This window comes from Kitasatospora sp. NPDC093679 (assembly GCF_040683455.1).
Lineage (GTDB): Bacteria > Actinomycetota > Actinomycetes > Streptomycetales > Streptomycetaceae > Kitasatospora > Kitasatospora arboriphila.
Window position 1 is genome coordinate 176,714 of the sequence record NZ_JBFBDW010000010.1, and the last position, 16,471, is coordinate 193,184.

General features: G+C 74.8%; 16 protein-coding genes. 6 read left to right on the forward strand and 10 right to left on the reverse strand.

Features of this window, described 5'->3' with window-relative positions; genetic code table 11:
* Window positions 1-86: 86 nt before the first annotated feature.
* Window positions 87-1,748 carry a penicillin-binding transpeptidase domain-containing protein gene (locus tag AB0O09_RS11760; RefSeq protein WP_363541417.1) on the forward strand — a complete coding sequence of 554 codons (1,662 nt, stop codon included), beginning with the start codon at window positions 87-89 and terminating at the stop codon, window positions 1,746-1,748.
* Window positions 1,749-1,848: 100 nt separating this feature from the next.
* Here the strand turns inward: AB0O09_RS11760 and AB0O09_RS11765 are convergent, their stop codons facing one another.
* From AB0O09_RS11765 to AB0O09_RS11795, 7 genes are all read right to left on the reverse strand, one after another.
* Window positions 1,849-3,417 (reverse strand): N,N-dimethylformamidase beta subunit family domain-containing protein, encoded by a 1,569-nt coding sequence (locus AB0O09_RS11765; RefSeq protein WP_363541418.1) that lies wholly within the window; start codon window positions 3,415-3,417, stop codon window positions 1,849-1,851.
* 113 nt (window positions 3,418-3,530) lie between these two features.
* Window positions 3,531-4,868, reverse strand: coding sequence for a hypothetical protein (locus AB0O09_RS11770; RefSeq protein WP_363541419.1), 1,338 nt, complete (start codon window positions 4,866-4,868; stop codon window positions 3,531-3,533).
* Between the two features lie 180 nt (window positions 4,869-5,048).
* Entirely contained in the window at window positions 5,049-6,545 is a 1,497-nt protein-coding gene (locus tag AB0O09_RS11775) for a penicillin-binding transpeptidase domain-containing protein (RefSeq protein WP_363541420.1), read from the reverse strand.
* On the reverse strand, window positions 6,545-7,897 hold the full coding sequence (locus tag AB0O09_RS11780) for an FtsW/RodA/SpoVE family cell cycle protein (RefSeq protein WP_363541421.1): 1,353 nt from the start codon (window positions 7,895-7,897) through the stop codon (window positions 6,545-6,547). The genes AB0O09_RS11775 and AB0O09_RS11780 overlap by 1 nt, the downstream gene beginning before the upstream one ends.
* A 55-nt stretch (window positions 7,898-7,952) precedes the next feature.
* Window positions 7,953-8,456, reverse strand: coding sequence for a DUF1269 domain-containing protein (locus tag AB0O09_RS11785; RefSeq protein WP_363541422.1), 504 nt, complete (start codon window positions 8,454-8,456; stop codon window positions 7,953-7,955).
* A gap of 142 nt (window positions 8,457-8,598) precedes the next feature.
* Entirely contained in the window at window positions 8,599-9,261 is a 663-nt protein-coding gene (locus AB0O09_RS11790; RefSeq protein WP_363541423.1) for an ABC transporter, read from the reverse strand.
* Window positions 9,258-10,172, reverse strand: a complete 915-nt coding sequence (locus tag AB0O09_RS11795) for an ATP-binding cassette domain-containing protein (RefSeq protein ID WP_363541424.1) — start codon at window positions 10,170-10,172, stop codon at window positions 9,258-9,260. The genes AB0O09_RS11790 and AB0O09_RS11795 overlap by 4 nt, the downstream gene beginning before the upstream one ends.
* A 136-nt stretch (window positions 10,173-10,308) precedes the next feature.
* On the opposite strand from AB0O09_RS11795, the gene AB0O09_RS11800 reads away from it, so the two are divergent.
* Both AB0O09_RS11800 and AB0O09_RS11805 read left to right on the forward strand, forming a co-directional pair.
* Window positions 10,309-11,628 carry a VWA domain-containing protein gene (locus tag AB0O09_RS11800; RefSeq protein WP_363541425.1) on the forward strand — a complete coding sequence of 440 codons (1,320 nt, stop codon included), beginning with the start codon at window positions 10,309-10,311 and terminating at the stop codon, window positions 11,626-11,628.
* A gap of 14 nt (window positions 11,629-11,642) precedes the next feature.
* Window positions 11,643-12,596 (forward strand): peptidase, encoded by a 954-nt coding sequence (locus tag AB0O09_RS11805; RefSeq protein ID WP_363541426.1) that lies wholly within the window; start codon window positions 11,643-11,645, stop codon window positions 12,594-12,596.
* 93 nt (window positions 12,597-12,689) lie between these two features.
* Here AB0O09_RS11805 and AB0O09_RS11810 read toward each other — a convergent pair whose 3' ends face one another.
* On the reverse strand, window positions 12,690-13,217 hold the full coding sequence (locus AB0O09_RS11810; RefSeq protein WP_363541427.1) for a MarR family transcriptional regulator: 528 nt from the start codon (window positions 13,215-13,217) through the stop codon (window positions 12,690-12,692).
* A gap of 139 nt (window positions 13,218-13,356) precedes the next feature.
* Between AB0O09_RS11810 and AB0O09_RS11815 the strand changes: the two genes are divergently transcribed.
* Window positions 13,357-14,586, forward strand: coding sequence for an MFS transporter (locus AB0O09_RS11815; RefSeq protein ID WP_363541428.1), 1,230 nt, complete (start codon window positions 13,357-13,359; stop codon window positions 14,584-14,586).
* Window positions 14,587-14,660: 74 nt separating this feature from the next.
* The gene (locus AB0O09_RS11820) at window positions 14,661-15,071 is read left to right on the forward strand and encodes a heme-binding protein (protein ID WP_363541429.1); all 411 of its coding nucleotides are present in this window, start codon (window positions 14,661-14,663) and stop codon (window positions 15,069-15,071) included.
* Between the two features lie 358 nt (window positions 15,072-15,429).
* Here AB0O09_RS11820 and AB0O09_RS11825 read toward each other — a convergent pair whose 3' ends face one another.
* Complete coding sequence (locus AB0O09_RS11825; RefSeq protein WP_363541430.1) at window positions 15,430-15,936, reverse strand: SUKH-3 domain-containing protein; 507 nt, start codon at window positions 15,934-15,936, stop codon at window positions 15,430-15,432.
* Window positions 15,933-16,076 carry a hypothetical protein gene (locus AB0O09_RS11830; protein WP_363541431.1) on the reverse strand — a complete coding sequence of 48 codons (144 nt, stop codon included), beginning with the start codon at window positions 16,074-16,076 and terminating at the stop codon, window positions 15,933-15,935. The genes AB0O09_RS11825 and AB0O09_RS11830 overlap by 4 nt, the downstream gene beginning before the upstream one ends.
* A 135-nt stretch (window positions 16,077-16,211) precedes the next feature.
* Between AB0O09_RS11830 and AB0O09_RS11835 the strand changes: the two genes are divergently transcribed.
* Window positions 16,212-16,391, forward strand: a complete 180-nt coding sequence (locus AB0O09_RS11835) for a hypothetical protein (RefSeq protein ID WP_363541432.1) — start codon at window positions 16,212-16,214, stop codon at window positions 16,389-16,391.
* Window positions 16,392-16,471: the final 80 nt, after the last annotated feature.

Here is a 16,471-nt window from a genome sequence, read left to right on the forward strand (position 1 = left end):
ACCGAAGTGTCGTGGGTGCACACACGTTCCGTGTTCTACCGTGGGTGCGATCGGCCACTGTCGGGGCTACACCGTGGGGGGACACCGTGCACAAGGGCGTGAAGATCGGCATCGGCGGGGTGTGCGTGGCGATGCTGGGGGTCGGCGGGTACGGCGCCTACAACCTCGCCACCGCGCTGACCGGCGACGGCGACAAGCCGAAGGGGCCGCGCACGGTCGTCGCGGGTTCGCCGACCCAGGAGCAGGCCGCCGAGGCCGCCAAGGCCTTCCTGGCCGCCTGGTCCAAGGGCGACCTGGAGGCGGCGGGCAAGGAGACCGACCGGCCGGACGCCGCCGACGCCGCCCTGGCCGCGTTCCGCAGCAAACTCAAGCCGACGGCCCTCACCATGACGCCGGGCGGCCCGACCGCGGCCCCGGCGGGCGCCCCCGTCCAGAGCTCGGCCAACGCGGCCCAGGCGGTGAACCTGTCGTTCTCCGCCAAGGTCGAGTTCGCCGGCTCCGGCAAGCCGTGGACGTACAGCGGCGTGCTGCCGATGGTGAAGATGAGCGACGGCAGGGCCGCCGTGCAGTGGGGCCCCGCGGTCGTGCACCCGCACCTGGCGGTGGGCAAGACGCTCGACGTCAAGCCGGTCTTCGCGCAGGCCGCGCAGGTGACCGACCGCAAGGGCCGCCAGCTGACCGGCTTCCCCTCGCTGCTCGGGCTGCTGGACGTCTTCAAGCAGGGCGCCGCCGGCGACCCCGCCGACGCCGGCAGCGGCGTGGTGATCTCGGACGACGCCGGCAAGGCCAAGCCCGAGCAGCTCTTCGTGATCACCGAGCCCAAGCCGGTGCCCTCGCTGAAGCTCACCCTCGACGCCACCCTGCAGAAGGCCGCCGAGGACGCGGTGAAGGAGCAGGCCAAGGCCGGCACCCACAAGGCCTCGCTGGTCGCGATCGAGCCCAGCACCGGCAACGTCCTGGCCTTCGCCAACGCCCCCGCCGACGGGCAGAACCGGGCCTTCGTCGGCGGCACCGCGCCCGGCTCCACCATGAAGGTGGTCACCGGTGCGGCCCTGCTGGAGGCCGGGGTCACCCCGCAGACCCCGATCGCCTGCCCGGCCAGCACCACGGCCGGCGGTCAGCAGGTCTCCAACGACTTCCCCGAGGCCCACCCGGAGTTCACCTTCCGGCAGGACTTCGCGCAGTCCTGCAACACCGCCTTCATCAACACCGGCCACGACAAGCTGCAGGCCGACAGCCTGCCGAAGATCGCCAAGGAGGTCTTCGGCCTCGGCCTCGTCTGGCACACCGGCCTGCCGGCCTTCGACACCGACATCCCGGTGCCGTCCAACATCAACGGCGCACTGCCGGAGTTCATCGGCCAGGGCGCGATCCGCACCAACCCTCTGGCGATGGCCTCCGTCTCGGCGACCGTGCAGAGCGGCACCTTCCGCCAGCCCGTCCTGGTGGCGGGCAAGACGGACGTGGCCAAGGCCTCCCGCACCCTCGACCCGAAGGTGCTGGCCGACCTGCGCTCGCTGATGCGGGCCGTGGTGACCGAGGGCACCGCCCGCGAGCCCATGGCCGGGATCAGCGACGTCTACGCCAAGACCGGCACCGCCGAGGTCGACGGCAAGGGGACGAACAGCTGGTTCACCGCCTACCGCGGCAACCTCGCGGTGTCCGCCGAGGTCGAGGGCGGCGGCCACGGCTCCCAGGCCGCCGCACCGGCCGCCGCCAAGCTGCTCCGCATCGGCAACGGCGGCTGACCTCCCGGGGGACCGGGTGCACCACCGCGGGTTGCACAGTTCCCCGCGCCCCGGGTGGTGCACCCACTGGTGGTGCACCTTCCGGGGGCGCGGCTTCGGTCTAGCCGTAAACGGTGGCGACGTTGTCCACGGCCGGGTGGGTCCGGGCGGCCGGGCCGGCGGCGAAGGCGGTGAGGACGTTCTCGGTGACCCGGCGCACCAGGTCGCCCGTCCGGCCGTCCATGCCGTGGTTGCCGTGCCCGCCGGGGCCCTGGGCGTCCAGGGCCTCGACCCAGCGCATGGTGCCGCTGGCGAACACCCCGGCCCCGCCCGGGACCGTCCAGTAGGCGGTGTCGGCGAAGGACCGCCGGCCGTCGCAGACCACCGGGGAGTGCGCGACGACCTCGATCGGCCGCGGGGTGGGGAAGGCGGTGTTCACCCGGTCGTACTCGACGCCGACCAGGTGCGCGAAGGAGTCGCCGGCCTTCGTCCCCGTCCCGGCGAACACCCAGTGGCCGGGTTCGGTGACCACGTAGGGGGCGTCCACCGGGTAGCCGTCGTAGATCACCCCGAGCAGCGAGCTCTCCGGGTCGGCGTCCGGCGCGGCCCGGAAGTCGTTGGTCGCGGGGTGCCCGGCCCTGCGGCCCGGGTCCTCCTGCCAGGCGCCCTTGTAGCAGACCACCGTGCGGTCCGGGCCGAGCGCGGAGGGCTCGTAGCGGACCCGGCGGAAGCAGCAGTTCGCACCGAGCACCGCCAGGTTGGTGCCGGCGTCCCGGGCCGCGGCGACGTGGGCGCGCTGTTCGGGCGACCAGTACTCGTCGTGGCCGAGCGAGAGCACCGCGGTCGCGCCGTGCAGCAGGTCGGCGTCGCGGGCCAGGTCGACGGTGGTGGTGTACGCCAGCGGCAGGCCGAGCCGCTCGGCGAGGGCGATCAGCGGCGCCTCGTACACCAGGAAGAGTCCGGCGCCGTCGGCGTAGCGGTAGGGCCGGTCGAAGGTGACCTGCAGCGACCGGGTGGCCAGGCCGCCGGTGGGGCCGTTGTAGAGGTTGTGGCCGCCCCACTCGTTGTAGGCCTGCCAGGTGGTGACGGCGTTGACCACCACCGTCCGGCCGGCGGCGGCCCGGGAGCGGACGGTGATCGGCACGTACCGCTGGGCGGAGCCGTCCTCGGCGTCCAGCCGCAGCAGGTAGCTGCCCTCGGGCCAGCCGCGGGTCTGCACGGTGGCGGTGCGGCGCCAGCCGGCGCGGACCTGCCGGGTGGCCGCGTCCACCTCCGGGTCCGGCTGGCGGGTGCCGGGCAGCGCGTCCGAGTGCCAGACCAGCCGGGCGCGGGTGCCGCCGTACCAGCCCATCCGGTAGGCGCGGATCCGGAACCCGGGCACCGTGGTGGAGACGTACAGGCCGAAGGGCTCGCCGGGCAGCACGCTCACCCGGTCGGCGAAGCCCTCGATCGCCTCGGCGGAGCCCGGCCGGGTGATCCGCCAGTCCGGGTCGCCAGGCAGTGCGTTCTCGGCCGCGGTGGCGGAGGGCGCGGGGCGGGCCGCGGAGGACCTCCCGGTGGCGGCGGGGGGCGTGGGGCCGGCCGTGGAGGCGCAGCCCGCGGTGGCGGCGGCGCCGGCCGCCGCGGCGCCGACCGCGAGTCCGAGGAAGCGCCGGCGGTCGGTGCCCGCCGGTCCGTCGCTGTGCGCCATCCGCCGTCCTCCCTGCGGTGCCGGCCGTCCCGGCACGAGTGTTCTGGATCATCGTGGCGCAGAGCGCGGGACGCGCCGGACGGGGGGTCCTGGCTGTCGTCCGGGCCCGGGGGTCAGACCTGGACGAGTCCGGTGCGCGGCGGCAGCGCGGCCCGCTCCGACGTCCGCCAGGAGAGCGTCCGGGAGGCCAGTCGGGGCCAGATCACCAGGACGGCCGGCAGCGCCAGGTAGCCGAACCGCCCGGCCGGGGCGAGCACGAACGCTATCGCCAGGCCGGCCGCCAGCAGGTCGCAGGCGGCGACCGCCGAGGTCGGCGGGTAGGCCAGCAGCCAGAGCGCCACGGCGAGGCCGCCCAGGCAGAGCAGGGTGAGAGAGATGGTGTGGCCGGTCGGGCCGAGGCCGGCCAGCACCTTGCCGGGCAGCGGGCTGCCGGCCGGGGTCTGCACGGCGGCCAGGCCGAGCGGGAAGCGGACGACCTGCTCGCGCATCTCCTGCCCGTCGAGCAGCGCGAACGGCAGCACCACCGCCACCGAGGCGCCGACCGCGATCAGTGCGGCCCGGGCAGCCGGCAGCCGGCCGTACAGCCGCCAGATCAGCAGGGCGGCCACCGGCAGCGCCGGCCAGGCCGTCCACTTGAGGGTGCAGGCGAGGGCGAGCACCACCCCGGCGGCGGTGGCGCGGCCGCGGGCGGCAAGGGCCATCGCCAGGCAGCAGACGCCGATCAGCGGCAGGTCGACGCCGCCGACCGCGAGGGCCAGCCCGATCAGCGGGGAGGCGGTGAGCACGGCGAGCGGCAGCAGCGGGGCGCGGTCGTGGGCGGGGCGCAGCAGCCACCAGCTGCCCAGCATGCAGCCGAGGAAGGTCAGCGCGAACCAGATCCGGGCGTCGCCGAGCAGCATCGCCGCCGGCCCGGCGCTGCCGAGCACCGCCCGCGGCAGGCCGAAGAGGACCATCGTGGGCAGGTACGGGTTGTAGTCGGCGGCCCGGACGGGTGCGGCCAGGTACGGGTCGCCGGAGAGCAGCATCAGGTGGGCGGAGCGTTCGACCACCATCACCTCGGACTGGTGGCGGCCGTGCACGGCGAGCAGCACCAGCGGCAGCAGCACCGCACCGACCAGCGCCACCGCGGCGGCGGCGCGCGGGGCGATCCGCCGGGGCAGCACCAGGCAGAGCAGTCCGGCGATGCCGTAGGCGGGGCCGGCCAGGGTGCCCCAGAAGACCTGGTTGGGCAGGTCCGAGACGAGCGGGAAGGCGGCGGCCCAGCCGGCCGCGATCGCGCAGCCGAGCAACTGGACGCCGCGGTGGCCGGCCAGCCGTCGGGCGGCCGGGCGGCGGACGGACCGGGGGCGGGGCACCCGGGCGGCGGGCGCCGTCCCGGTGCCGGGGACGGCGGGGCGCCCGCGCGCACGGCGCCGGGGCACGGGCCGGTCGGGCATCCGGGGGCTCACCATGGCAGAGAGGTTAGGGGCTGGGCGGGTCCGTGTCCCGGTGCCTCGACGGTTGGTGGTGTGCGTCCTGCCACAGCGGGGGCGGCCTGCGGGCGGGGCGGGGACGCCGGGCTCGGCGCCGTGCGGGCCGGTCGGAGCGCGTGTCGGCGGGGCGCGGCGGCCCCGCCCGGTGCGGGCGGCAGGTCAGCCGCCGTCCAGCACGGCCCGCAGGACCGAACGGGCGATGGGGGCGGCCAGGGTGCCGCCGGTGACGTCGGTCGCCTCGCTGTCGGCGACCACCACGGCCACCGCGACCGGCGGCACTCCGCCGGAGTCCGCCGGGCGGGCCCAGGCGATGAACCAGGCGTACGGGGTGCCGCCGTTGCCGGTGCCGTGCTGGGCGGTACCGGTCTTGCCGCCGACCACGGCGCCGGGGATCCGCGCCCTGCTGCCGGTGCCCTCCTCGACGACGTCGACCATCAGCTGCTGGACCTGCGCGGCGACGGCCGGGCTGACCGCCTGCCGGTACGTCTGCGGGTGCATGAGCTGGACGACGGTGCCGTCGCTGCGGGTGAGCTTGTCCACCAGCTGGGGGCGCATGACGGTGCCGTTGTCGGCGATCCCGGCGGCGACCATCGCCATGACCAGCGGGGTGGCCGCGGTGTCGTACTGGCCGATGGAGGAGAGCGCCACCTGCGAGGTGTTCATCCTGGTGTCGAAGTTGGAGCGGGCGGCCCGCACCGGGACGTCGAGGGCGGCGTCGTTGAACCCGAAGGACTGGGCGGTGGACACCATCTTCTGCAGTCCGACCTGGGTGCCGAGCCAGCCCATGGTGCTGTTGCAGGAGCCGATCATCGCCTCGTCGAGCGACAGGCCGGCCTCGTCGCAGGCCCGGCTGTCGTTGACCAGTTCGGTGGTGGTGCCCTGCATGACGTACGGGTAGGGCGCGCCGGTCGGGGCGTGGATGTCCGTGACCGTGCGGGAGGCGAGCGCGGCGGCCGCGGTGACCACCTTGAAGGTGGAGCCGGGCGGGTAGATCTGGCGCAGCGCCCGGTTGAGCATCGGCTGGTCGGTGTCGGCGCGCAGCTTCGTCCAAGCCTCGCGGTCGGCGGCGGAGGAGCCGGCGAAGCTTCCCGGGTCGTACGAGGGGGTGCTGGCGAGGGCGAGGATGCGGCCGGTGGCGGGTTCGATCGCGACGACGGCGCCCTGCTGGCGGCCGAGGCCGCGCAGGGCGGCCCGCTGGGCGGCCGGGTCGAGGGTGGTGTGGACGTCGCCGCCGGGGTTCTGCCCGCGGGCGACGGCGTCCCACACCGCCCAGCCGGAGAGGCGGTCGTCGGCGCCGGAGAGCAGGTCGTCGTAGACGCCCTCCAGCTGGGTGGTGCCGAAGACCTGGGAGGCGTAGCCGGTGACGGCGGCCCAGGCGGGGCCGTCGGTGTAGGTCCGCTTGTAGTCGTAGCGGCCGCCGGTCGGCGTGGAGCCGGTGACCGGTTCGCCGGCCACCAGGATGTTGCCGCGCGGCTGGTCGTAGCGTTCGACGGTGAGCCGCTGGTTGGCCTTGTTGTGGTTGTAGGCGTCGGCCTGGAAGACCTGGACCCGGGTGGCCTGGGCGGCGAGGGCGACGATCAGCAGCAGGCAGAAGGTGCCGGCCCGGCGGCCGGTGGTGGAGATGCCGGGCCGGGCGGCGGAGTCGCCGCGGGTCATCACGGGCGGGCCCCGGGACGGGGGCGCCGGGCGGTGTCGCTCATCCGCACCAGCAGGGCGACGATGATCCAGTTGGTGACGACGGAGGACCCGCCCTGGGCGACGAAGGGCAGCGTCATCCCGGTCAGCGGGATCAGCGCGAGGACGCCGCCGGCCACCACGAAGACCTGCAGGCCGACGATGGCGGCCAGGCCGATCGCCAGCAGCCGCCCAAACGGGTCGCGCAGGGCGAGGCCGGTGGCGAAGCCGCGCGAGACCAGCAGCGCGTAGAGCAGCAGGACGGCGGTCAGCCCGGTCAGGCCGAGCTCCTCGCCGATCGTGGCGAGGATGAAGTCGGACTTGGCGGCGAACCCGATGAGGATCGAGTGGCCGAGGCCGAGGCCGGCGCCGAGCAGACCGCCCCAGGCGAACGCGAACAGCGACTGGGCGATCTGGTTGGGCCCCTGGCCGGCGGCGATCGTGCCGAGCGGGTCCAGCCAGTCGGTGACCCGGCTGTGCACGTGCGGGGAGAGCCGGCCGACGCCCGCCGCCCCGACCGCGGCGAGGAACAGCCCGATGGCGATCCAGCCGCTGCGGGCGGTCGCCACGTACAGCATGATCACGAAAAGGCCGAAGAACAGCAGCGAGGTGCCGAGGTCGGTCTCCAGCACCAGGACGCCGACGAAGGCCGCCCAGACCACCAGCACCGGGCCGAGCACCCGGCCGCGGGGCAGCTGGAACCACCAGATCCGGCGGCCGGTCAGGGCGAGGGCGTCGCGGTGCGCGGCCAGGTAGGCGGCGAAGAACACCGCGAGCAGGACCTTGGCGAACTCGCCGGGCTGGATCGAGAACGCGCCGACGGTGATCCAGATCCGGGAGCCGTAGACCGGCGGGAAGAACACCGGCAGCACCAGCAGCACCAGGGCGGCCAGCGCGCAGATGTAGGCGTACCGCTGGAGCACCCGGTGGTCGCGCAGCACGACGACCACGGCGAGGAAGAGCGCCACCCCGAAGGCGGACCAGAGCAGCTGTGCGGGGGCGGCGGCCGAGCCGGGTGTGGCCCGGTCCAGCCGGTAGATGACGACCAGTCCGATGCCGTTGAGCAACACGGCGATCGGCAGCAGCAGCGGGTCCGCGTACCGGGCCCGCCAGCGCACCGCGACGTGCGCGACCAGGGCCAGCGCGCCGAGCGCCGCCCCGTAGGAGGCGGCGTCGGGCGGTGGCCGGCCGTCGATGTTGGCGCCGACCTCGATGTAGCCGAACACCGCGATCAGCACAGCGCCGACGACCAGCAGCAGCTCGGTGGTGCGGCGGGTCGGCGGTGCCGGGGGCGCGGTGGTCGGGGCGGCCGCCGGGGTGGTGGGTGTGGCCACGGCCGGTCCTTGGGCGGGCGGAGCGCGGCCGCCCGGGCGGGCGGCCGCGACGGGGTCAGACGCCGCTGGGCGCCTTCGCCGCCTTGAGCGCCTCGACGAGGTGCTCCTCCTGGTCCGCGCTGAGCGAGGTCTGCAGGATCTCGCCGCCGTACTGGGCGAACTGCGGGACGACCTTGTCCGCGGTGGCGGAGCGGACGAGCATGAAGAGGGCGGCGGAGCCCGGCTCCATCTTCTGGCCGACCTGGCGCATGAAGTTGTCGTCGACGCCGGTGTCGGTCGCGGCGCCGACCGCCGCGCCCGTGGCGCCGCCGACGGCCGCGCCGAGGAACGGCATGAAGAAGAGCAGGCCGATGACGCCGCCCCACAGGGCGCCGGAGGCGGCGCCGATGCCGGTGGTGTTGACGGCCTGGTGCAGTTTGACCTTGCCGTCGAGCCGGCGCTCGACGACGACGATGTCCTCCAGGTCCATCAGCTTCTGCTTCTGCAGGCCGATGGCGGTGTCCCGGACCTGCTGGGCGGTCGCCACATCGGGGTAGGAGATCGCGAAGAGGTTGCTCACGCGCGGGTTCCTTCCAGTCCTCGAGCGTGCGGGACCGGTGCCGCACCGCTGCTGGTGGTCGCAGCCTAACGAGGATTTGCCATATTTATGGCGGATCGTGGCGGTGTGTCCGATTTTCGGTGCCGGAACGGGGCCGGCCCGGTCACTCCCCCCGCCGCGCCGCCAGCTCCGCCGCCGCGGCCACCGCCCCGGCGGCGAACACCGCGGCGGCCAGCAGCGCCGGCAGCACGGAACCCGTCAGGTCGAGCTCGCCGTGCTCGGCCGCCCGGACGAGCGCCCGCACCACCACGTGGGCGGGCGCGAAGGGCACCATCAGCACCAGCACCGCCGCGCCGAGCGCCGCCAGGATCCCGAACGGCCCGGAGGACATCACCGGTCGGTTGCACAGCGCGCCGACCGCCAGCCCCAGCAGCACGCAGACCGCCGTGGCCGCCAGGCCGCCCAGCAGGGCCGGCCCGGGGCCGGCCGCGGAGCGGCCTCCGGTGGCGATCACCGCCGCCGCCCCGGCCGCCGCGAGCACCGCGGCGGCCAGCAGTGCGGCCAGCAGGTCGGCCCGGTGCACCCGGCGGGCGTCCGCCGCGGCCACCCGGCAGGCCCGGGCGGCCGCGGGCTCGGCGGTCACCGCGCAGCGCACCAGCCAGGCGGTGACCGGCAGCAGCAGACCGGCGCTCCAGGCGTGGCCGCCGAGCGGGTCGTCCCCGCCGGACAGCCCGAGCACCATCAGCACCCCGTAGCAGAGCGCGGGCGGCATCAGGCGGTGGGAGCGCAGCAGCAGCTCCAGCTGATAGCGGATCAGGGCGGTCACCGGGCCTCCTCGGGAACGGCCTGCGCGTCCTCGGCGTCCCGTCCGGCACCGCCCCGCGCGTCGTGGGCGTGCCCGTCGGCGGCCGGCCCGGGGACGGCCACCAGACTGCGCACGTGCACGCCGCGGTCGCCCGAGAGCAGGGCGCGCAGCAGGGCGTCCGAGTGCGCCCCGGCCACCTCCAGCCGGACGGCCCCGCCGGGCAGGCCGGTGCGGCGGGGTGCGCCGGGCAGCCGCTCGGGCAGCGGGCCCGGACCGGCCGTCTCCACCTCGATCAGCACGGTCGCACCACCGGCCGGCCCGGTGCCGACGGGCCGCAGGGCGCCGTCGTCGAGTTCGTACGCGGCGGTGGTGAGCCCGGCGAGCCGGGCCGGGTCGTGGTCCACGAAGAGCACCCGTCCGCCGCGGGCGGCCCGGTCGGCGGCCGCCTCGTCGAGCCGGGCGCGGGCGGCGGGGTCGAGTCCCGTCCAGGCTTCGTCGAGCACCAGCAGGTCGGCGTCGGCGAGCAGGGCCTGGGCGACGGCGACCTTCTGGCAGGTGCCCTTGGAGAGTTCGGCGAGCGGGGTGCCGGCCCGGTCCGCGATGCCGAAGGCCTCCAGCCAGTGCTCGGCCCTGCGGTCGGCCTCCGCCGCGTCCAGCCCGCGGACGCGGCCGAGGTGCCGCAGGTAGCCGCGGGCGTCGAAGGGCAGTGCGGGCGGGAAGCGTTCGGGCACGTAGGCCCGTCGGGCGGGCAGCTCGGCGGTGCCCTCCGTGGGGCGCTCCACCCCGGCCGCGATCCGCAGCAGGGTGGACTTGCCGCTGCCGTTCGGACCGCCGATCCGCACCAGCGCGCCCGCCTCCACGGCGAGCGCCACCCCGCGCAGGATCCACGGCCCGCGCCTGCCGTACCGCCGTCCAACCCCGTCGAGCCGCATGCGCCCCCTCCCTCCGCGGAAGCCTAGACGGTGCTCCGACCCGGTGGGCCGCGGTGCTCCGATCCGCACAATCCGCTTGGTTCGCACAGGCCCTGCACATTGGGAGAACCGAATTGATGATCCATAGGATGCGCGCGTGACGACTACCCGACGACGAACGGCGACCCGCGCGGCGGGGCTGCTGTCAGCACTGGCGATATCCGCCGGCATGCTGCTCGGCACCCTCCCGGCGTACGCCGACGAACCCGGCGGCACCACGGCCGCCACCACCGAGGCACCCAAGGTCGACCTCGTCCTCGACGTCAGCGGCTCCATGCGGGCCGCCGACATCGAGGGCCGGAGCCGGATCTCGGTCGCCCAGCAGTCCATCGGCGAGGTGATCGACGCCCTGCCCGCGGAGACCGAGTTCGGCATCCGCACGCTGGGCGCCACCTACCCGGGCAACGACAAGGCGGAGGGCTGCAAGGACACCAAGCAGCTCTACCCGGTCGGGAAGACGAACAAGGTGGAGGCCAAGACGGCCGTCGCCACCCTGCGTCCGACCGGCTGGACGCCGATCGGCCTGGCGCTGCGCGGCGCGGCCCAGGACCTCGGCAACGGCCCGACCACCCGCCGGGTGGTGCTGATCACCGACGGTGAGGACTCCTGCGCCCCGCCGGACCCGTGCGAGGTGGCCCGCGAACTGGCCTCGCAGGGCATCAACCTGGTGGTCGACACGCTGGGCCTCGCCCACGACGACAAGACCCGCCAGCAGCTGCTGTGCATCGCCAACGCCACCGGCGGTACCTACACCGACGTGCGGACGAAGGAACAGCTGACCGACAAGGTCAAGCAGTTGGTCACCCGGGCCGGCGAGACCTACCGGGTGACGCCCGCCAAGGTGGCCGGCGCCGACGCCTGCCCGAACGCGCCGGTGCTGCGGCCCGGCGTCTACAGCGACCGCGAGAAGTTCTCCGAGCACCGCGTCTACCGGGTGCCGGTGAAGGCGGGCGAGGAGCTGCGCGCCTCGGTCAGCGTCACCCCGGACCGGGCGGTCGCCCGTGACTACGGCGTGCTGCTGCTGGCCACCGACGTTCGCGGCCAGGAGCTGGTGCGCGGCACGGACGCGGGCAGCGGCCGCACCGACGTCGCCTCCACCGGTCTGCGCTGGTCCGCCCCGGCGGCGGACGAGGACGCCACGCCCTCGCCGTCCGGCAAGGGTGCGGCCACCGACGGCGTCGTCTGCCTGGTCGTCAGCAACTCCTTCGCCGCCCAGGCCGGCGTGCAGGCCGAACCCGGTCTGCCGGTCGAGCTGACGGTGGACGTCGCCAAGGCCTCGCCGTCGCCGGACGGCCCGGCCATGGGTCTCGGCCGCGGCTGGATCCTGCTGCTGGTGCTGACCCTCGCGGGCCTGCTGGCCGGCCTGCTCTTCGGCTGGGTCGCGCGCTGGCGGATCGCTGTCTGGCGGGAGAACTGACGATGCGTGCACCGATGATGCGTTCCCTGACGCTGCGTTCGCGGGCCGTCCGCGCCGCGGCCGTGCTGCCGATCGGGCTCGGCGCCCTGCTGGCGGCCGCGCCGTCCGCCGCCGCGGCCTCCCCGTCGCCGGCGCCGTCCGGCTCGGCCGACACCGCCCCGGTGACGACCGCGGGGACGACCTTCCTGACCGCGACGCCGCTGCCCGCCGGGCGGACGGCCGCGGTGTCCGCCTCCACCGGCGACTACCTGTACTGGGCGTTCGCCGCCTCCGAGGGCCAGACCGACACCGTGCACGTCACGGTGGCGCTGCCGCCGTCCGGTGACCGGCACGGCGCGCAGACCTGGTCGGTGGAGCTGTTCGACGGCCTGCGCCGCCGGCAGTCCTGCACCGCCGGTCCGCAGAACGCCACCGCGGACACCGGCACCGCCTCGGTGTCGATGAGCTGCGCGCTGCGGCAGATCCGCTCCTGGGCCGAGCCGTGGTCGGGCGACCCGCTGCCGGGCACCTACTACGTCCGGCTCTCCGTGGCGGACGTGCCGCAGCAGGACCTCGGCCTCGCGGCCCAGGTGAAGCTGCAGGTCTCCGCCAAGGGCGGGGCGGACGACGCCCAGCCGGAGGGCGGCGAGCTGAAGGCCCCGCTGGTGCCGCCGGTCAACGCGGGCTCCACCGCGGCGCCCGACGCGACCGCGGCCACCCCGAGTGCCAAACCCTCGGCCTCCGCCCCGGCGGCGCCGGGCACGGTCGAGGTGGCGGCGCCGGCCGAGCCGGAGTCGCACTGGTACAGCGGCCTGTTCTCCGGCTGGAACACCCGCTGGTACTGGACGGTCGCGGGCGGCGCCCTGGCCGCCCTGGCCGGCGTGTGGGGCTACACCCTCACCCGCCACCCGCGCGGGCGCCGGCCCGCCGGACCGGCCCCGGTGCCTCCGCAGGCGCCCGCACCGCAGCACCCGCAGTACCGCAGCTGACCCTCCCGGTCGGCAGCACCGCGCAGGGCCCGGCCCCGGCGACACCCCGTCGCCGCGGCCGGGCCCTGCGCCGCTCCCGGGCCGTCCGCCCGGTCAGCCGACCGCGACCGGGACGGGCGCCGCGGCCCCGTCCTCCTGCACCGTCTGCGCCGGCTGCACGGCCTGCGCTGCCGCCTGGGCCTGCTCCAGGCCTCGGACGGCGGCGACCAGCGGCGCGAGCTCGGGGCGGCGCCCGGCCGCGTCCAGGGCCTCGCGCAGCGCGTGGTCGTTGGTGGGCCTGGCCTGCTCCAGCAGGGCGAGCCCGGCCTCGGTGACGTCGGTGTAGATGCCCCGGCGGTCGGTCGGGCAGAGGTAGCGGGCGAGCAGGCCGCGGTCCTCCAGGCGGGTGACCAGCCGGGTGGTGGCGCTCTGGCTGAGCACGACGGCGTCCGCGAGCTGGGCCATCCGGAAGTGGCCGCCCTCGCCGTCGTGCTGCTCGCTGAGCACGTCCAGGACGGAGAACTCGCGCACGCTCAGTGCGTGCTCCGCCTGCAGGGCGCGCTCGATGTGCGTCTCGATCCGGCCGTGCAGGGCCGAGAGGGCGCACCAGCCGTGGGCCAGGCCCGGTTCGGGTCGCGTCATGGGGGACCACTGCTCCCTTCGCTGCGGTGTCCGTTCCAGGGTAGTCCAACTCCGAAAAAGCCCGCGTTTGCAACTATCAGCGTCTGCAATTAATGTCGAAGCCCGTAAGACCTGCACGCAACCATTCGGAGGGCCACCCATGCCTCTCGCACTCCTGGCGCTCGCCATCGGCGCCTTCGGCATCGGCACCACGGAATTCGTGGTCATGGGGCTGCTGCCGCAGGTGGCCCAGGACTTCGGCGTCTCCGTCCCCACCGCCGGGCTCCTCACCACCGGCTACGCCCTCGGCGTGGTGGTCGGCGCCCCGCTGCTCGCCGTCCTCGGCACCCGGATCAGCCGCAAGCGGATGCTCATGCTGCTGATGGGGCTGTTCGTCGCCGGCAACCTGCTCACCGCCCTCGCCCCCACCTTCGGCCTGGTGCTCGCCGGCCGGATCACCGCCTCGCTCGCCCACGGCGCCTTCTTCGGCATCGGGTCGATCGTCGCGGCGGGCCTGGTGGCCCCGGCGCGCCGGGCCGGGGCGATCGCGATGATGTTCACCGGCCTGACCGTCGCCAACGTGGTCGGCGTCCCGCTCGGCACCCTGGTCGGCCAGCAGGTCGGCTGGCGGGCCACCTTCGCCCTGGTCGCCGCGCTCGGGGTGGCCGGCCTGGCCGGCATCGCCGCCCTCGTCCCGGCCGACCCGCGGCCCGGCACGGACGGCGCGCACCGGCCGGGGATCCGCCGCGAGCTGGCCGCCTTCCGCAACGTCCAGGTCGTGCTGGCGATGCTGATGACCGTGCTGGGCTTCGGCGGGGTCTTCGCCGCGATCACCTACATCGCGCCGATGATGACCGGCGCCGCCGGCTACGCGGAGTCCTCCGTCACCTGGCTGCTGGTCCTGTTCGGGCTCGGCATGGTCGCCGGCAACCTGATCGGCGGCCGGTACGCGGACCGCCGGCTGATGCCGATGCTGATGACCGCCCTCGGCGCACTCGCCGTCGTGCTCGCGCTGTTCGCCTTCACCGCGCACGACAAGGTGCTGGCCGCCCTGACCGTGCCGCTGATCGGCGCGCTCGGCTTCGCCACCGTCCCGCCGCTGCAGAAGCGCGTCCTGGACCGGACGGCCGACGCCCCGACCCTCGCCTCCGCCGTCAACATCGGCGCCTTCAACCTCGGCAACGCCCTCGCCGCCTGGCTCGGCGGCGCCGTCCTCTCGGCCGGCTTCGGCGCCACCGCCCCCAACTGGGTCGGTGCGCTGATGGCCGCGGCCGCCCTCGGCCTCGCCGTCCTCTCCACCGCGCTGGACCGCCGGTCCGCCGCGGTCCCGAACGCGGCCCCGGACACCGTGGCCGCACCCGCCGACCCGCGGGTGCCGGTCCACCACTGACCGACCGTCCGCCCCTCCCCGCCCGCACCGGGCGCACAATCCACCCGCACCACCGAACCGAACCGGAGCACCCGATGAACCCGCTGACCACCGCCGACGCCGACCGCCTGATCACCGCCGCCCACCGGGCCGCCGGGGCCGAGGGCGTCCGGATCTCCGCCACCGTGCTGGACGCCGGCGGCCACCTGCTGGCCTTCCGCCGCGACGACCGGGCCGTGCTGATCGCCGGCGAGACCAGCACCCGCAAGGCCTACACGGCCCTCCAGCTGGACGCCCCCACCGCCGACCTCATCGAGGCGGTGCAGCCGGGCGGCGTCTTCCACACCCTGCCGACCGCCCTGGACCGCCCGCTGCTCTTCCTCGCCGGCGGCATCCCTCTGCACCGCGACGGACGGCTCGTCGGCGCCCTCGGCATCGGCGGCGGCGCTCCCGCCCAGGACCACGGCTTCGCCCTCGTCGCCGCGGCCGAGACCGGCCTCGGCTGACCCCCGCCCAGTTCGGGCCCGGCCACCGAAAACAGAGATCCCGTCCGGTCGACGACCGGACGGGATTCCGCCACCGGAGCCGAGGGATTCGCTCCCCGCTGCGCACCCACCTCCGGGACTCCCCCCGCCGCACGAACGCTCAAAGGCCCTCCCGGGCAGTCCCGGAAGGGCCTTTGACAGCGGGTCGGGTTTCGCGGGTAAAGCCTGCCCCTGCTGCGGTCGTCCCGCCTTCGACATCGAGGGCGAGGGTCCGGTTCGAACGCCACCTGTCCGGCCCGGCCGGGTTGCAGCTCGGACGCCGGCAGTCGAGGGCCTGCCGGCAGCCTTCTGCACGTCCGGTACTACGTCATGCGTCGCCTCACGGCGTGTCGCCCGGGTCGTCGGGGGCCTTCGGCGGGTCGGGCCAGAAGAAGGTGGTGTCGTAGTCGGCTGCGACGAGGCGGCGGATCGCCTCGTCGAAGCCGTTGGCCACCCGCTGGAACCCGACATCGCCAACGAGCAGGATGTCGCCGTTCTCCGCCAGGAGGACGGCTTCCTCGGTGACGAAGGCGGTGCCGACGAGGGCGACCTCCTGGCCGAGGCGTCTGGCGAAGATGCCCAGGTTCCTCGGTGTCGCGTGGGCGGATTCCAGGGTCGGCTCGACCGCGGTGGTGAGGACCACGTCCCGCTCCCGGAACTTCCGGGTCACGGTGAGCTCGCCCCAGGCCGCGAGGAATTCCCGGAGCCGGTCGGTGACCTCGTAGCCGTCCTCGTCGTACTGCCGGCAGGCGTCCGCCACATCGAGCGGGTGGATCTCGATCCGTGCCGTGTCGGCAAGAGCCGCCCGAAGCGCTGGAACGCCCGCGCGCTCGTGGGTGTTGGTCATCCGGTCAGGACCTCGCCTCCGAAGCCGGGCACCCGGCTTCCGCAGTTCTCGCACATCTTGAACTTCTTGCCCTTGGGGTTGACTGTCACCAGGTCGATGTTCTTCGGGTCCGCGCCGTCCTTGATCGCGTTGGTGAACATCCGCGGCTCGCCGCACACACCGGGCGGCCGCTTGTCCTCCCGCTGCGACTCGGAAGGCAGCGCCTCGTTCAGCAGCTCTCCTCACGGACCGTTCGGGATGCCCGCAACACTCTCCGGTCGGCGTTGACCAACGCGATGGCCGAGGAGCTGATCACGAAGAATCTCGCTGCTCCGGTGAAGCTCCGGGCCCCTCGACGGACCGCTCGTAAGCCGTGGTCCGTCGAGGAGGCCAAGACCTTCCTGGAGTCCGCTCGCCGCGACGGCGACCCGCTCTACCCGGCGTACGTGCTCATCCTGGTGCTAGGGCTTGTGTGATGTTGTGATCAGTTGGGCGGTCGTACGAGGTCGTCTATCCAGATCATCGAGGCGCGAAGATGGAGGCCGGCGAGGTAGCT

Excerpts from the sequence above, each read along its gene's own strand:
- AB0O09_RS11810 (WP_363541427.1), bottom strand. The coding sequence starts at position 13,217 with ATGACGCGACCCGAACCGGGCCTGGCCCACGGCTGGTGCGCCCTCTCG.
- AB0O09_RS11820 (WP_363541429.1), top strand. The coding sequence starts at position 14,661 with ATGAACCCGCTGACCACCGCCGACGCCGACCGCCTGATCACCGCCGCC.
- AB0O09_RS11770 (WP_363541419.1), bottom strand. The coding sequence starts at position 4,868 with ATGGTGAGCCCCCGGATGCCCGACCGGCCCGTGCCCCGGCGCCGTGCG.
- AB0O09_RS11795 (WP_363541424.1), bottom strand. The coding sequence starts at position 10,172 with ATGCGGCTCGACGGGGTTGGACGGCGGTACGGCAGGCGCGGGCCGTGG.
- AB0O09_RS11775 (WP_363541420.1), bottom strand. The coding sequence starts at position 6,545 with ATGACCCGCGGCGACTCCGCCGCCCGGCCCGGCATCTCCACCACCGGC.
- AB0O09_RS11765 (WP_363541418.1), bottom strand. The coding sequence starts at position 3,417 with ATGGCGCACAGCGACGGACCGGCGGGCACCGACCGCCGGCGCTTCCTC.
- AB0O09_RS11825 (WP_363541430.1), bottom strand. The coding sequence starts at position 15,936 with ATGACCAACACCCACGAGCGCGCGGGCGTTCCAGCGCTTCGGGCGGCT.
- AB0O09_RS11815 (WP_363541428.1), top strand. The coding sequence starts at position 13,357 with ATGCCTCTCGCACTCCTGGCGCTCGCCATCGGCGCCTTCGGCATCGGC.
- AB0O09_RS11830 (WP_363541431.1), bottom strand. The coding sequence starts at position 16,076 with ATGTTCACCAACGCGATCAAGGACGGCGCGGACCCGAAGAACATCGAC.
- AB0O09_RS11805 (WP_363541426.1), top strand. The coding sequence starts at position 11,643 with ATGATGCGTTCCCTGACGCTGCGTTCGCGGGCCGTCCGCGCCGCGGCC.
- AB0O09_RS11835 (WP_363541432.1), top strand. The coding sequence starts at position 16,212 with ATGGCCGAGGAGCTGATCACGAAGAATCTCGCTGCTCCGGTGAAGCTC.